Genomic DNA, 15782 nt, shown 5'->3' with positions numbered 1-15782 from the left:
CGTGAAAAACAACCATTTGCTAAAATCCATTCTGCTATGGGGTGCCGTATGCATCATAGTGCTGGCAGGGCCGCTCTCAGCATTTGCCGCTTCGTCATCAAACCCGTCGGATAAATTGTATTTTAAAAACAAAAAATACTACATATTCAACAATGTATGGGGAGCCGACCAGGTCAGCGGCTGGTGGCAGACCATTTATCATAATAGTGATTCAGATATGGGCTGGGTGTGGAATTGGCCGAGCAATACAAGCACGGTAAAAGCTTATCCGTCGATCGTCAGCGGCTGGCATTGGACTGAAGGCTATACTGCCGGAAGCGGCTTCCCGACGCGATTGTCAGATCAAAAAAACATCAACACGAAAGTCAGCTATTCGATCAGCGCAAACGGCACATACAATGCCGCATATGACATTTGGCTCCACAATACAAACAAGGCGAGCTGGGATTCGGCTCCAACCGATGAGATTATGATCTGGCTCAATAACACAAACGCCGGACCTGCCGGTTCCTATGTCGAAACTGTATCGATTGGCGGGCACAGTTGGAAAGTATATAAAGGCTATATTGATGCTGGAGGCGGCAAAGGGTGGAACGTGTTTTCATTTATCAGAACAGCAAACACCCAAAGTGCGAACCTGAATATTCGGGATTTCACGAATTATCTTGCCGACTCCAAACAGTGGCTTTCCAAAACAAAGTATGTCAGCAGTGTGGAATTCGGTACTGAAGTTTTCGGAGGCACAGGACAAATTAATATTTCCAATTGGGACGTAACGGTCCGCTGATGGATTTGCACCGCTCTTTCGCAAAAAGAGCGGTGTTTAATTTATTCCAAATGTTCTTTTTTAGGCGTTCGCAACTGAAATATTACGATACCATCCTTACGTATTGCCGTTTATCTTCATCCTGAATAACCACTCCAAGCTTTGCCAGGTCTTTGCGCAGAATTTTTGCCTCTTCATGTTTATTATCCAGTAAAGCTCGTTCTCTGGCTAAAAGTAGCGTATTGATATGCGAGGGAAAATCGGGGTGATCCGCAACCCAGCGTTGATACTCATTCTTAAAGGGATCTTCGTCTGCCCATTTATAGCCGTGATGTTTAAAAGCACTTTCTGCTAGCGCTCTCTTTGATTCAAGTTGTTCACGGTACAATTCAGTGCCCTTATGACCAAGAACAACAAGATCCTTCTTCTCAAGATAAATTGCAGAAATGTCTTTTTTCTCAATCACTTCTTCTTTCTCTTTAAACAACAGCTTCACGTTTTGATCAGAAATGAACACTTGAAGAATTTCAGTGAAAATATATTGTGAAAAAAATAGGCCGGCAACGATTCCGATAAATGCAGCGATAATTGAAACCCAGAAACTGTTTAGTGATGTGATAAATTCCAAAGGCCCTTTAAAAGGAACGATTGGAATGGTCAATACCCAATCGGCTATAACAGGCAAAAACCATCCAAGAACAGCTCCTAAAACCGGTGGAATGATCCAATATAAGGTTTTCTCTATTTTAGACAATCCAATAATCGTTTCCTGATTCAAAATCTTTCACTGCCTTTCATTACATTACTGACTGCTGTTTCCCATACTTTTTTATAATCCATCTCAATTCCTAAAATCATAAAGTTACCCAAATTATCAATGATCAGGGCAAGGGAGTGTGCATTCACTTTGGTGTTTTTAGAAGAGATGACACCGAGTTCGACACCGTAGGAAAGCAATGCTTCAAAACCTTCTAAGAATTGTTCCATGATAGATTTAAGCTTTTTCTCATATCTTGGTTTTTGTGCTGCACTTAAAACAAACTCGTGTACCACTTTTAAAGCAGGAGAGTTATGTTTATACTCTTCAAAATAGCGTACGCCGTCTGTTATTAATCGTTTTTTAAAGTTCTCCTTCGTGTACTCATTGATTGAAAAATATTCAGAGAAATTGTGATCATCAAATACGATGTGAAATAGATAATCGATAAGCTCTTCTTTAGAAGGGAAATAATAGTAAATAGCCGGTTTAGAAATGCCGACTTCCGATGCAATCATTGAAAGGCTCGTGCCTTTTAGGCCGTGTCGGGCAATAAGAGTAAATGCTGCTTCAACAATCGCATCTTGGGTGTTCATTTTCTTTTTCATTGAAATCATCCTTAGCATAATCTATATATTTATTTTACTTACCGATAGGTAAAAAAGCAACTGTAATTTATGCTTTACATATTCTGTATTAACAGATGCTCCGTTTCAAAAGGATTAAAGCTTCTTTCACCTACTCTTGCCGTCACCCTTGCTGTCTTCAAAGGATTTATAGTCCGCAAAGCATATTTAGTATTGAGAAACGTATAATCGTTGGTATATCAAAGTTTATAGGATGTTTATGTTCGGAGTCTAAAAATATTTTATTCATATATCATAATGTCTTCACAACAAGGGGTGTTTGAATGGCGAGGGCATGGTGGAAAGAGGCAGTCGTTTATCAAGTGTATCCGCGCAGTTTTATGGATTCGAACGGGGATGGCGTCGGAGATATCAACGGGATCAGAGAGAAGCTTCCGTATATCAGGGAGCTCGGGGCAGATGCCATTTGGATTTGTCCGGTCTTTGATTCTCCCAATGCAGATAACGGCTACGACATCAGGGATTATCAAAGCATCATGCCGGAATTTGGCACGATGGACGACTTTGACGAACTATTAACTGAAGCGCATCAGCTCGGAATGAAACTGATCATCGATCTTGTCATCAATCATACGAGCGATGAACATCCTTGGTTTATCGAATCAAGAGCAGAGCGGAATTCCGGGAAACGGGACTGGTATATTTGGCATGACGGAAAGGACGGAAGCGAACCGAACAACTAGGAAAGCATATTCGGCGGCTCAGCCTGGACTTATGACGAAAAAACAGAGCAATATTATCTGCACCTTTTTCACGAAAAGCAGCCTGATCTGAATTGGGAAAACAGTGATATGCGAAGCGCTCTTTATGACATGATCAACTGGTGGCTTCAAAAAGGAATCGACGGATTCAGGGTTGACGCGATTTCGCACATTAAGAAAAAAGAAGGGCTGCCGGATCTGCCGAATCCGGAAGGGCGCCCTTTCGTGCCTTCATTTGCTTATCATATGAATGTCGAAGGGATTATGGCGTTATTGCAGGATGTAAAAGAGAATACGTTCGCCGGGTATCCACATATCATGACAGTCGGCGAAGCAAACGGTGTCAGCGCTGAAGAAGCGGAGGACTGGGTTGGAGAACCAAACGGTATATTCAGCATGATTTTTCAATTTGAACACCTCGGGCTTTGGGATATTGAAGGCGGAGAACCCGATATCCCCGAACTCAAGCGGATTTTGTCAAACTGGCAATCTGCTCTTGAAGGAAAAGGCTGGAACGCGCTTTTTATCGAAAATCATGATCAGCCCCGGGCCGTTTCAGTTTGGGGAGATGACGGGAAATACAGAACAGTCAGCGCGAAGGCCTTAGCTGCAATGTATTTTTTGATGAAAGGCACCCCGTTTATTTATCAAGGGCAGGAAATCGGAATGACAAACGCGATTTTCTTAGATATAGACGATTATGATGACGTCTCGATTAAAAATTATTACCGGATTCAAAAAGAAAAGGGCCGCTCACACGAAGACATCATGAAGGCGGTATGGAAAAAGAGCAGGGATCACGCGCGCACGCCTATGCAATGGACTGATCGGCCAAATGCCGGCTTTACCAAAGGGGAACCGTGGCTGCGCATGAACGAAAATTACAAGCTGATCAATGTCGTTCATCAGCAGCATGACCCCCGGTCGGTCTATCATTTTTATAAACGGTTAGTCGCAATCAGAAAACGGTATGACGTCTTCATCGACGGATCATATAAACTGCTTCTGGCTGAGGATCGGCAGATTTTTGCATACTTGCGAAAGCTTGAAGAAGAAACCGCCATCGTGATCGTGAACCTCAGCGCACGCCAGGCGTTTTACCATCATCCCGCATATCCGTTATGTTCGAACGGACTGCTGCTGTCAAACTTGGATATCAACGCGCACAAGCACCTCACATCTTTCATGATGAGACCCTATGAGGCGCGCGTTTATTTGATCAGACAGGAAATCGGCGATTTGTAACGAATTGAGAAAGGGTGCCAAGAAAGGAGCGGATTCGTATGTTGAAAAAAATACAGATTCAAACAAACCGGCGCGATGAAATGCTTGATATCACAAATGACGTCCAAAGATTCATCTCAGAAAACGATGTTTCCAGCGGCGCTGTTATCGTCTACTGTCCGCATACGACGGCGGGTATAACGATCAATGAAAATGCCGACCCCGATGTCAAACGCGATATGCTGAGAAGGTTCGATGAAGTGTATCCGTGGGAAGATGAGCTTGACCGCCATATGGAAGGGAATACAGCGGCGCATTTGAAAGCGAGCACGGTGGGCGCATCGCAGCATATATTGATTGAAGGGGGCAGGCTTGTCCTCGGGACTTGGCAAGGCATATATTTCTGCGAGTTCGACGGCCCGAGGCACCGGACGTGCTATTTTAAAATTTTATCCGATTAAAAGGAGGAAATAAAAGTGAATCAGTTCATGGAACGCCTCTCTTTGTCAAAGCCTGTGATCCAGGCGCCGATGGCGGGCGGACCGACAACGCCAAGGCTCGCCGCAGCCGTATCTGACTGCGGCGGCTTAGGCGGCCTTGCCTCCGGCTATTTGACGCCGGAAGTTCTTCGACAACAGATTCTGGAAACAAAAAAGCTGACATCAGCCGGGTTTCAAGTCAACCTCTTCATTCCGGAAAAACGGGAAACCGTCAGCCGGGAAGAATATGAAGGGTGGCAGGAGAAGATACCTTTGGCGCATTCGGCTTCACCCGTGACAGATGAGAGACAAGATTGGGGCGATTTTTACGAGAAAATAGAAATCATTCTAAAGGAAGGAATCAGCGCCGTTTCATTTACGTTTGGCCCTCCGCCGGCCGATGCCGTCAAGGAACTGAAAGACCGAAACTGCTGTTTAATAGGCACCGCGGTTTCAGTTGAAGAAGCCGTGCTGCTTGAAGAACTGGGGATGGATGTCATCGTTGTTCAAGGTAGTGAAGCGGGCGGCCACAGGGGAGCCTTCTTGAAAACGAAGGGAGAGCCTGCTGTCGGCTCGATGTCCTTAATTCCCCAAGCGGCAGATCATGTGTCGGTTCCGGTTATCGCAGCGGGCGGCATTTTTGACAAAAGAGGTGTTGCTGCAGCTTTTGCCCTCGGCGCACAGGGCGTTCAAATCGGTACCGCTTTTTTGACGTGCGAAGAAAGCGGAACACACCCTGCCTACAAACAAAAATTGTTCGAAGCGGTTGAAACCGACACAAGCCTGACCCGTTTGTTCTCGGGGAAGCCGGCAAGAGGCATCGTCAATCAGTGGATGGAAGACAGACGCCAGGAAGAAGCTGAAGCGCTGCCTTATCCTCTGCAAAACACGCTGACGCAACCGATGAGAAAACAGGCGAAGCTTGACGGGAATACGGATAACATGTCATTGTGGGCCGGACAGAGCGTGCGGGCCACCGTCGAGCAAACGACGGTGAAGGAGCTGATGGATCAGCTTGTGCCGGCCGATGTGCTATCTGATCATTTGAATTAATGCCGGAATATCAACCCGCGTCACTTGGGAAAGCAGATAGGCGGACGTCTGTGCATGAGGCTTTCTCAGCCCGTTCAGTTTTTCAATGATTGTTTCGCCGCTTAAGATCCCCAGGCCGTGTGCCGCATAGAGATTATTTTCAAGTAAAATAGCATTTTCTCCGCGCCACTGCGGTCTTGAGGGATCGAATTCAGGGTTCTTGAAATACAGGCAGTCTCCCGGAAGGTAGTCGTTTCCTTTATCCGTATAGATCGGCAGCCGCTCATAGTGCCAATCGTATAAAATGATCCTTTGATAATTCCGGTCAAATGTCTGGTCGCCGATCGTTTTGAGAAGCGCCATATAAAAAATGATGACAATCGCAGTCGCGCACTCAAAAGCATAAGAAGGGCCGCTTTCAAAAATATTTCGAATCGCCTTTGAAGCCGGTGCCCTGTACTTCAACTCCAAAGCCCCCTCAGGCGTCACCCTCCAAAACTCTTCATTCCCGTATGTCTTTGAAAAGGTGGCAAACTTCGCTCCGCTGTTGATCAGCTCTCTGGCCGATTTGACGGTATGCTCTCTGAATCTCAGCTCAAATAACAGCTCTGAGATTGAACCGTATCTATATCCGGACGGCATGGCCAGCATCCGGTTGGCGATGTCTCTCTGCGTCTGACTGACATTCAGTTTTTCGATATCCTCAGGACGGAGCCGGTAGCCCGAAACACTTATCATAGGATACACCCTTTTCCTTTTTTATTAGCGTATGCCTGATGCTTGGGCAGGAAAACGGTCTAATTTTCCGCTTTTTTTATTTAAAAAACAGACCCCGTCTCCGATAAAAGTAGAGAAAGGGGAATCACACATGAAAAAGCTTTTAAATTGGATGAAACGTCCTTCTATTTCTAAAAAATTAATTTTCTCTTTTATATTCATTTTAACAATTCCGATTTTGGTTCTTTCGGTTACTTCATATTTTACGGCCAGCAGCACGCTTGAGGATGAGATTTTGAGAAGTGCGAAAGACAATATCGATGAACTGAACGACATCATTCAGCAAGATATCGGCAGCAAGGAGACTTCCATTGCGTATTTCAGCGAATGGATTGATCAAAAAGCGTACAAAGAGAAAGGCCAGACTGCCATTAAACAACGGTTTGAGCAGTTTGCAAAACAGAATCCCGATGTTGAACTCGTCTTCACCGGATCGGAAGATAGTGTTTACGCACAATATCCGAATGCTCCACTGCCCGACGGGTATGACCCGGTAGAACGCGACTGGTATAAACAGGCTGTCCAGGAAAAAGGGAAAACGATCGTAACTGAACCTTATAAGTCCGCATCAACAGGCCATATGGTCGTCACGATAGCCAAGCAGAATAAAGACGGTTCTGGGGTCGTCGCCCTTGACTTGAACATTGACAAGCTGATCAAATCGGCAAACAGCATCAGCATCGGAAAAACCGGCTATGCATTCATCATCGGTGAAGGGAAAACGTATGTCGCCCATCCGAAAATAAAAGCCGGCACAGATGCAGAAGCTGATCTGACAGAGCAAATGTTCAGCAAAGAGAGCGGCTTGTTCACCTTCAATGAAAAAGGCAAAGAAAAGAAAAACGGTCTTCACGACAAACAAACTAACCGGCTGGAAAATCGGCGGAAAGATGAATACAGCGGAGATTAAAGACGCTGCCCAGCCAGTGCTTCACATGGCAGTCATGACATTGGCAGGCGCCATTATTCTCGGCGGCATCCTTGTTTACTTTATCGTCCGCGCGATCAGCAAGCCTTTAAATCAACTCGTCTCTTCTGCAAAAAGCATCAGCGAAGGAGATCTGACACAAAAAATCGATGTCCGCTCCAAAGACGAATTCGGCCAGCTGGGCACAAGCTTCAACGAAATGGCTGACTCGTTGCGCTCTCTGATCAGCACGATTCAAGAATCGGTCGACAATGTGGCATCTTCTTCAGAGCAGCTGACGGCAAGCGCGGACCAGACAAGCAAAGCGACCGAGCACATTACATTAGCCATCGAGCGGTTCTCAAGCGGCGCTGAAAGTCAAAGCGAAAAAGTCGAAGAAAGCTCACAGCGGCTCAGCCAAATGAATGAGAAGCTGAATGAAATTGCAGGCGTGTCAGAATCGATTACAGAATCCTCGGGTAAATCGACGGAAATTGCCGAAACAGGCGGAGAGCTCGTCCAACAAACCGTCGGGCAGATGAACTCGATCAACAGGTCTGTCAAACAGGCTGAACAGGTTGTCAAAGGGCTTGAAGCGAAATCGAAAGATATCACCGCGATCCTGCGCGTCATAAACGGAATCGCCGATCAAACGAATTTATTAGCTCTGAACGCCGCCATCGAGGCAGCGCGGGCCGGCGAATCAGGCAGAGGCTTCTCGGTTGTCGCTGAAGAAGTCAGAAAGCTTGCGGCTCAATCAGCGGGATCGGCAAAAGAAATCGAAGCGCTGATTCAGGATATCGTTAAGGAAATCGAACATTCGCTCAACATGTTCAAATCGGTCAACCAGGAAGTACAGTCAGGACTCGAAATTACCGAAGAAACGGAATCTAGTTTTAAACACATTTACGACATGACAAACGAAATCGCAGGCAAGCTGCAAACGATGAATGCCGCCGTAGAGCATTTATCAACAGGTTCTCACGAAATATCCGATGCGGTCGAAGAGATCGCCGACGTATCGCGTGAAAGCTCTGCCGGCATTCAGGACATCGCCGCTTCAGCGGAAGAACAGCTGGCTTCCATGGAAGAAATCAGCTCATCCGCTGCAACGCTCGAACAGATGGCTGAAGAGCTGCGCGATTTAACGAAAAAGTTTAAGATTTGATGAAAAGAGGCTGCTGGTCAGCCTCTTTTTTCAGTTCTATCTTCAAGAATTTTCAGAAATACTTTTTAAAGTTTTTTAATATGCAAAAGTAAATGAAAGCTCCGATATTAGTTTCATAATCTAGAAGCTAAAGGAGTTATACTAAATGAAAAAGATATTGGACTGGCTTAAACGTCCGTCTATCTCAAAAAGGCTGTTTTTCAGCTTTATATTGGTTTTAACTTTGCCGATTTTGGCCTTATCCTATAGTGCGTACCAAACGGCGGGAAGCTCTCTTGAAACGGAAATCATGAGAAGCGCACGCGATAATGTCGAACAGCTGAATGAGATCATAGACCAGAATATCGGAGAGAAAGAGGAGGCCGTCTCCTTTTTCAGCGGCTTGGTAAATGAAAAGCTTTATCAAGAAAAAGAGAACGCATCACTCGTAGAAAGACTCGAGCAGTACGCCAAGCTGAATCAGGATGTGGAAGCGATCTACACAGGTTCAAAAGACGGCAAGTTCATCCGATATCCCGCCGAGAAAATGGCGAAAGGCTATAACCCGGCGGACAGGGACTGGTATAAGCAAGCCGTTGAAAATAAAGGAAAGGTGATCATCACAAACCCTTATAAAACAGCGTCAACCGGAACGATGGTCATTACGATTGCGAAGCAGACGGAGGACGGCTCAGGAGTTGTTGCCGTCAACATGAAAATCGATGAACTCATCAAAGCGACAGAGCGCGTCAACATCGGAAAAAGCGGCTTTGCGTTTATTTCAAGCAATGACAAAAAATATGTTGCCCATCCGACAATCGAAGCCGGAACCGAAGGCAAAGGCGACTGGGTTGGACAAATGTACGGCAGTGAGAAAGGCGATTTTCAATATACATTTGAAGGAAAAGAAAAGAAAATGGCTTTTACGACGAACAAGCTGACCGGCTGGAAAATCGGCGGAACGATGTTCACAGATGAGATATCAGAGGCCGCCCAGCCCGTCTTCCACATGGCGATAATCATTTTGGCAGCGGCGATCGTGCTCGGCGGCATTCTCATCTACTTTATTATCCGCGGAATCAGCAAGCCGTTAAGCGAGCTCGTGTCATCCGCAAAGAGCATCAGCGGAGGCGATTTGACGCAAAAAATCGAAGTCCGTTCAAAAGACGAATTCGGTCAGCTCGGTACAAGCTTTAATGAAATGGCCGAATCGCTGAGATCTTTAATCAGCGTCATCCAATCATCAGTTGACAATGTAGCTTCTTCATCTGAAGAGCTTCATGCCAGCGCGGCGCAGACAAGCAAAGCGACTGAGCATATTACAATGGCCATTGAACAATTTTCCGACGGAAATGAAAGCCAGAAAGAAAAAGTGGAAGCGAGCTCGCATCAGCTGAATGAAATGAACAACGGGTTATATGACATGTCAAAAACATCAGCTGCGATTACCGATGCGTCGCTGAAATCGACTGAGATTGCCGGCAAAGGAGAAGAGCTTGTTCAAAAGACGGTCGGCCAAATGAATTCGATCGATCGGTCTGTCAAGCAAGCGGAAGCCGTCGTCAAAGGACTGGAAGCTAAATCCAAAGATATCACAAGCATTTTGCGCGTGATTAACGGAATCGCCGACCAAACGAATCTGCTGGCGCTCAATGCCGCGATCGAAGCGGCAAGGGCCGGAGAATCGGGCCGCGGCTTTTCGGTAGTGGCGGAAGAAGTCAGGAAGCTCGCCGCACAATCCGCCGACTCGGCGAAGGAAATTGAACATTTAATTCAGGAAATCGTCAAGGAGATCGACAACTCCCTGAACATGTTCAAATCGGTCAATCATGAAGTACAGTCAGGACTTCGAATCACCGATGAAACAGAGACAAGCTTCAAAACGATTTACGATATGACCAATGATATCGCTGGCAAGCTGCAGACCATGAATGCCGCTGTCGAACAATTGACGCAAGGCTCCCGCCAAGTTGCGGGCGCGGTCGAAGAAATCGCTGATGTATCGAGAGAAAGTTCGGCAAGCATTCAGGACATCGCTGCTTCAGCTGAGGAACAGCTTGCTTCAATGGAAGAGATCAGCGCATCCTCCACGACACTGGCGGAGCTGGCTGAAGAACTGCGTGATTTGACACGCAAATTTAAGATTGAATAGCTTTAAAACATCCGGTTATCCGCCGGATGTTTTTTAGTTATTTTAGACTATAAAAAGTTATAAAATCCATATAAAAACTTTTAAGAGAATCCGATATTAGGAATATAACAGAAAAGAGGAGTCAACAATTATATGTCAAACATTGTAAATTGGATGAAACGTCCCTCCATTGCAAAGAAATTAATTCTTTCATTCTTGCTTATCTTAACTGTTCCAATCATCGTCCTCTCCTATAGTGCGTATCAAACTGCAAGCAGTACGCTTGACGGGGAAATTATGGACAATGCGCGTGAAAACGTTAATCAGCTGAATGAAATCATCAATCAGAATATCAGCCAGAAAACAAACGCCATGTCCTATTTCAGCGGGTTCATTAACGAAAACTCTTTTAAAGGGAAGGAAAGCGACTCTTTGAAAGTGAAATTCGAACAGTTCGCCAAGCTCCATCCCGACGTTGAAGGAATCTTTACCGGATCAAAGGACGGGAAGTTCATCCGCTACCCGGATCAAAAGATGCCGAGCGGATATAATCCGGTAGAGCGGGACTGGTATAAAAAAGCCGCTGAACACAAGGGCGAAGTCGTTATCACAGACCCCTACAAAACGGCGTCAACCGGAACGGTGGTTATCACCATCGCCAAGATGCATGAGGACGGCTCCGGCGTTGTCGCCGTCAATATGAAAATCGAAGAGCTCATTAAAGCGACAGAACGCGTAACCATCGGGAAAAAAGGCTTTGCCTTTATCACGAGCGCTGATAAAAAGTTTGTCGCCCACCCGAAACATGATGCGGGCTCAGATGTCGAAGGCGGCTGGGTGGAAAAGGTATACGCCAATGACAAAGGAACATTCAAATACACGCTTGACGGCGAAAAACAGATGGCTTTCGCGACCAATAAGCTGACCGGCTGGAAAATCGGCGGAACCATTTACATCACTGAATTAAAAGAAGCGTCACAGCCTGTGCTGAATGCCGCTCTGATTACGTTGGGCGCCAGCATCATCATCGGCGTGCTTCTCATGATTCTCATTATAAGATCGATCACAGGGCCGCTCCGCGAACTCGTTTCCTCTGCGAAAAGCATCAGCGGAGGCGACCTGACGCAAAAAATCACTGTCCGTTCAAAAGATGAAATCGGACAGCTCGGCACAAGCTTCAACGATATGGCTGAATCGCTGAGCTCTTTAATCAGCGTTATTCAGACATCGGTTGAAAACGTCGCTTCTTCTTCAGAGCAGCTGACTGCGAGCGCGGATCAGACAAGCAAGGCGACAGAACATATTACATCTGCGATCGAACAATTTTCAAACGGAAATGAAAGCCAAAATGAAAAAGTGGAAATCAGTGCGCAGCAGCTGGCCGACATGAACAGCCGCTTGCATGAAATGTCCAAAGTCTCAGCATCCATTACAGAATCATCCATTCAATCGACGGACATTGCCGGTACAGGCGGGGAGCTTGTTCAAAAAACGGTCGGACAGATGAATTCCATTGATCATTCCGTTAAACAAGCGGAATCCGTCGTGAAAGGACTTGAAAGCAAATCAAAAGACATTACGGCGATTCTGCGGGTGATCAACGGAATCGCAGACCAGACGAATTTGCTCGCATTAAACGCAGCAATTGAAGCCGCAAGAGCCGGTGAAGCCGGAAGAGGGTTTTCTGTAGTTGCCGAAGAAGTGCGCAAACTGGCTGAGCAATCAGCGTCCTCGGCAAAAGAAATCGAAGCGCTCATTCAGGAAATCGTCAATGAAATCGGAAAATCGCTGGACATGTTCCAGGACGTCAACCGTGAAGTACAGTCGGGACTCACCATCACAGATGAAACAGACACAAGCTTTAAACAGATTTATGACATGACAAACGAAATCGCGGGCAAGCTGCAGACGATGAATGCGGCGGTTGAAGAGCTGTCAGAAGGGTCGCAGCAAGTTGCGGGAGCGGTTGAAGAAATTGCAGACGTATCGCGTGAAAGCTCAGGAAGCATTCAAGACATCGCCGCTTCGGCTGAAGAACAGCTCGCTTCAATGGAAGAAATCAGTTCTTCTGCGGCTACGCTTGAACAAATGGCTGAAGAACTGCGCGATTTAACGAAAAAATTTAAGATTGACTAAACATCAGGCTTCCGCCGATCCGGCAGCCTTTTGCCCGGGAAAAGCATCTTTTTAAAGGAACGGGGAAGGGTATAAATAGGTTTAAACAGACTGTCATCTATCGTACACTGGTTGTACAGGAGGGGATCAATCATGCGACTGGAAGGCAAGAAAGTGATCGCGCTTGTCAGCGATGAATTCGAAGATTTAGAACTGTGGTATCCAGTTTTAAGGTTGAAGGAAGAAGGAGCGATCGTACATTTCATTGGTGAAAAAGCGGATCATGAATACAAGGGCAAATACGGAGTGCCCGCTGTCTCAGATTATGAGCTGAAAAGCGTGAACATTGAGGAATACGACGCCGTTCTGGTTCCGGGAGGCTGGGCGCCTGACAAGCTCAGAAGATATCCCAAGGTCCTGGAGATGATTCGGTGGTTCAACGAAAGGAAGAAGCCCATCGGACAAATCTGCCATGCCGGCTGGGTGCTGATTTCTGCAGGAATATTGGAAGGCAGGAAGGTTACAAGCACACCGGGGATTAAAGACGATATGGAAAATGCCGGAGCCATATGGGTGAATGAAGCAGCGGTCGTCGACGGCCATATCGTGTCAAGCCGCCGCCCGCCGGACCTGCCGATCTATGTCAAAGCCTTTGCCGATCTTTTGGCGCAGTCCTAAAACAGATGAGCCGCCCGTTCATTCGAGCCGGGGCGGCTCATTTGCTACATGTGATCAGCGGGGAAAACGAGACCGATCTGTTTGCGCGCTTCATCTATGACCGCCAATGTGTCTATAGAACGTTCAAACGTGTTAAGCGAAGACTCGATCCGCCCTTGTTTAATTAAATTGATGAATTCCTCTGTTTCATAAAACATGGCCGGTTTGTCATCAGGCAGCGTAAGATGTTCAACCCGACCGTCCCGATAGCGGATGTCGACTTGTTCGGGGCGGTGGATTTTATCGATGACGATAGAGCCTTCTTCTCCTTGAATTTCAGCCGGGATGAAGGAATTTGAGATTTTCGAGTGCATCAGTACGGCTTCGTGCTCCTTGTATTTTAACAGCACTGTTCCTTCACCGTCCGCCCCTGACTCAAGGATCAGCCCGTTCGCTTTGACTTCGAGGGGTTTGCCGAACAGGACGATCGCGGGATGAACGCCATAGACGCCGATATCCATCAAGGAACCGTTCGATAAAGCCGGATTAAATGCGTTTAAGACGGTTCCGTTTCGATAGGCGTCATAGCGGGAAGAGTATTGGCAGTAGCTGGCTGTAAAACGGCGGACTTTGCCGATTTTGTGCAGGTTGCGACTGATGTTTTTAAAATTCGGAAGAAACGTCGTTTTCATCGCTTCCATAAATGTTACGCGGTGTTCCTGCGCTGTTTTTACCATTTCTTCCGCTTCTTTGACATGGGACGCAAGCGGTTTTTCGCACAGGACGTGTTTTCCGCTTTTCATGAATGTAACTGCCTGATCTTTATGTAAAGAGTTGGGACTTGCGATATATACCGCATCAATAACATCGCTCTCAGCCATTTCTCCGATATCGGTAAAAACCGCCTCGGCTCCGTATTTCTGCGCGAATTCACGTCCGCGCTCTCCGGTCCTTGAATATACCGCGGTTAATTGAAAATCTTCGATCAAACGGGCCGCCCCAAGAAACCGGTCGGTAATCCAATTTGTTCCGACTACCCCGAACCGCATCATGCTATTTTCCCCTTTCGCTGTAGGATATGTTTATTATACAGTGTTTTCTTTTGCCGGCGAAAGACAAAAAGACGGAAACGCCGGCGTATATCTATATAACAATAAACGTTTTCAAGCGGAAAAAAAGACCAATAGCAATGGTTTTATTTTTAGTATGAGGAGTAATAGTGTACAATTTAATTTATAAAACCAACGTTAATGGAGGATCGCCATGGACTCTTTGCATATGTGGGGCGGCAGGTTTAAAAAGTTTTTTTTAGACAATAAATTCGTCCTGTTTCTGCTTATTCTGCTTTTGATCGGACTGAACATCCTTGTATTTACAAAAGCATCGTTTATTTTCACGCCTTTCATCGTTCTTGTGGAAACCATCGCTCTGCCTGTCGTGCTGACAGGTGTCGTTTATTATTTGTTAAATCCGATCGTTGATTTTCTAGAGCGGAAAAACGTGAAAAGAATTTATTCGATTCTTCTTCTCTACATTGTGATCATCGGTCTGATCACGATTTCGATCGTCTCTGTTATCCCGCTGTTAAGGGAACAGATCACAAGCCTTGTCGATAACTTCCCAAGGTATGTCCACATTGTGGAAGACCAAATTAAACAGCTGATCGGAAGCCAGTTCTTTAATCAGGTCCAGCAGACGATGAACATCAATCTGACCGATTTGGCAAGCAAATTATCCGATCAAGCTACCACCATTTTAAACAGTACGTTTACCGGTGTGGGAACGTTCATAGGCGCCGTGACAGAGGTCGTGATTTCGATTGTGACCGTGCCGTTTATCCTGTTTTACTTGTTGAAAGACGGCAAAAAACTGCCGCTGTTTATTCTAAAACTCATACCGGTCCGCCTGCGGGAGCAGACGTATGTGATGATGTCCGAGATGAATCACCGGCTGAGTTCGTATATCAGGGGGCAGATCATCGTCAGCTTCTGTATCGGCTGCCTGTTGTTTATCGGATATATGATCATCGGTCTTGATTATGCTTCTCTTTTGGCCCTTGTGGCGGCGTGTACGAGCATCGTTCCGTATCTCGGACCGACGATTGCGATTACGCCGGCAATCATCATCGCTTTGGTCACTTCTCCGTTTATGCTTGTGAAGCTGATCATCGTTTGGACTGTGGTGCAGCTGTTTGAAGGAAAATTTATTTCGCCGCAGATTATGGGAAAAAACCTGCACATCCATCCGGTAACAATCATCTTTGTGCTGCTGACGGCAGCCAAGCTGTTCGGCGTGATCGGCGTCATTCTCGCCATCCCCGGATACGCGGTCATCAAAGTGGTTGTCACGCATTTATTTGAATGGTTTAAACAGCGTTCACACCTTTACGAAAAAAACGAAGAAGTCTGAATCCCGCTTGCATAATCGGCTTTTAATATAAAT

The 15782-nt window shown here is 46.2% G+C and carries 11 protein-coding genes and 2 pseudogenes; 9 read left to right on the top strand and 4 right to left on the bottom strand.

Annotated features, from left to right (window positions below):
• The first annotated feature begins 1 nt into the window (after position 1).
• Positions 2 to 787 carry a GH12 family glycosyl hydrolase domain-containing protein gene (locus H7F26_RS01050; RefSeq protein ID WP_009329478.1) on the top strand — a complete coding sequence of 262 codons (786 nt, stop codon included), beginning with the start codon at positions 2 to 4 and terminating at the stop codon, positions 785 to 787.
• An 82-nt stretch (positions 788 to 869) separates the two neighbouring features.
• Here H7F26_RS01050 and H7F26_RS01045 read toward each other — a convergent pair whose 3' ends face one another.
• Positions 870 to 1544: a YqeB family protein gene (locus tag H7F26_RS01045; protein WP_003184761.1), complete on the bottom strand. Its 675-nt coding sequence runs from the start codon at positions 1542 to 1544 to the stop codon at positions 870 to 872.
• Positions 1541 to 2131, bottom strand: a complete 591-nt coding sequence (locus H7F26_RS01040; protein ID WP_003184759.1) for a TetR/AcrR family transcriptional regulator — start codon at positions 2129 to 2131, stop codon at positions 1541 to 1543. The genes H7F26_RS01045 and H7F26_RS01040 overlap by 4 nt, the downstream gene beginning before the upstream one ends.
• A gap of 302 nt (positions 2132 to 2433) precedes the next feature.
• On the opposite strand from H7F26_RS01040, the pseudogene H7F26_RS01035 reads away from it, so the two are divergent.
• From H7F26_RS01035 to H7F26_RS01025, 3 genes and pseudogenes are all read left to right on the top strand, one after another.
• Positions 2434 to 4116: pseudogene (locus H7F26_RS01035) on the top strand (alpha-glucosidase).
• A 38-nt stretch (positions 4117 to 4154) separates the two neighbouring features.
• Entirely contained in the window at positions 4155 to 4556 is a 402-nt protein-coding gene (locus H7F26_RS01030; RefSeq protein WP_003184756.1) for a secondary thiamine-phosphate synthase enzyme YjbQ, read from the top strand.
• A 15-nt stretch (positions 4557 to 4571) separates the two neighbouring features.
• Positions 4572 to 5627, top strand: coding sequence for a nitronate monooxygenase (locus H7F26_RS01025; protein WP_003184753.1), 1056 nt, complete (start codon positions 4572 to 4574; stop codon positions 5625 to 5627).
• Here the strand turns inward: H7F26_RS01025 and H7F26_RS01020 are convergent.
• Positions 5607 to 6344, bottom strand: a complete 738-nt coding sequence (locus H7F26_RS01020; protein ID WP_009329469.1) for a protein-glutamine gamma-glutamyltransferase — start codon at positions 6342 to 6344, stop codon at positions 5607 to 5609. The two genes, H7F26_RS01025 and H7F26_RS01020, sit on opposite strands and share 21 nt — an antisense overlap.
• Positions 6345 to 6474: 130 nt before the next feature.
• Here H7F26_RS01020 and H7F26_RS01015 point away from each other — a divergent pair.
• From H7F26_RS01015 to H7F26_RS01000, 4 genes and pseudogenes are all read left to right on the top strand, one after another.
• A pseudogene (locus H7F26_RS01015) lies at positions 6475 to 8458 on the top strand (methyl-accepting chemotaxis protein).
• Positions 8459 to 8603: 145 nt separating this feature from the next.
• Positions 8604 to 10589 (top strand): methyl-accepting chemotaxis protein, encoded by a 1986-nt coding sequence (locus H7F26_RS01010; RefSeq protein WP_009329465.1) that lies wholly within the window; start codon positions 8604 to 8606, stop codon positions 10587 to 10589.
• Positions 10590 to 10721: 132 nt separating this feature from the next.
• Positions 10722 to 12704 carry a methyl-accepting chemotaxis protein gene (locus H7F26_RS01005; RefSeq protein WP_017474926.1) on the top strand — a complete coding sequence of 661 codons (1983 nt, stop codon included), beginning with the start codon at positions 10722 to 10724 and terminating at the stop codon, positions 12702 to 12704.
• A gap of 132 nt (positions 12705 to 12836) precedes the next feature.
• On the top strand, positions 12837 to 13361 hold the full coding sequence (locus H7F26_RS01000; RefSeq protein WP_017474927.1) for a type 1 glutamine amidotransferase domain-containing protein: 525 nt from the start codon (positions 12837 to 12839) through the stop codon (positions 13359 to 13361).
• 44 nt (positions 13362 to 13405) lie between these two features.
• Here the strand turns inward: H7F26_RS01000 and H7F26_RS00995 are convergent, their stop codons facing one another.
• Positions 13406 to 14392, bottom strand: a complete 987-nt coding sequence (locus tag H7F26_RS00995; RefSeq protein WP_003184743.1) for a Gfo/Idh/MocA family protein — start codon at positions 14390 to 14392, stop codon at positions 13406 to 13408.
• 211 nt (positions 14393 to 14603) lie between these two features.
• Between H7F26_RS00995 and H7F26_RS00990 the strand changes: the two genes are divergently transcribed.
• Positions 14604 to 15749: an AI-2E family transporter gene (locus tag H7F26_RS00990; RefSeq protein WP_003184738.1), complete on the top strand. Its 1146-nt coding sequence runs from the start codon at positions 14604 to 14606 to the stop codon at positions 15747 to 15749.
• Positions 15750 to 15782 lie beyond the last annotated feature (33 nt).

It is taken from the genome of Bacillus sp. PAMC28748 (assembly GCF_014250415.1).
GTDB lineage: Bacteria > Bacillota > Bacilli > Bacillales > Bacillaceae > Bacillus > Bacillus licheniformis.
Note: the sequence above shows the minus strand (reverse complement) of the source record. Positions and strands in the feature narration are given on the sequence as shown.

Excerpts from the sequence above, each read along its gene's own strand:
- H7F26_RS01040 (WP_003184759.1), bottom strand. The coding sequence starts at position 2,131 with ATGAAAAAGAAAATGAACACCCAAGATGCGATTGTTGAAGCAGCATTT.
- H7F26_RS01030 (WP_003184756.1), top strand. The coding sequence starts at position 4,155 with ATGTTGAAAAAAATACAGATTCAAACAAACCGGCGCGATGAAATGCTT.
- H7F26_RS01020 (WP_009329469.1), bottom strand. The coding sequence starts at position 6,344 with ATGATAAGTGTTTCGGGCTACCGGCTCCGTCCTGAGGATATCGAAAAA.
- H7F26_RS01010 (WP_009329465.1), top strand. The coding sequence starts at position 8,604 with ATGAAAAAGATATTGGACTGGCTTAAACGTCCGTCTATCTCAAAAAGG.
- H7F26_RS01005 (WP_017474926.1), top strand. The coding sequence starts at position 10,722 with ATGTCAAACATTGTAAATTGGATGAAACGTCCCTCCATTGCAAAGAAA.
- H7F26_RS01000 (WP_017474927.1), top strand. The coding sequence starts at position 12,837 with ATGCGACTGGAAGGCAAGAAAGTGATCGCGCTTGTCAGCGATGAATTC.
- H7F26_RS00995 (WP_003184743.1), bottom strand. The coding sequence starts at position 14,392 with ATGATGCGGTTCGGGGTAGTCGGAACAAATTGGATTACCGACCGGTTT.
- H7F26_RS00990 (WP_003184738.1), top strand. The coding sequence starts at position 14,604 with ATGGACTCTTTGCATATGTGGGGCGGCAGGTTTAAAAAGTTTTTTTTA.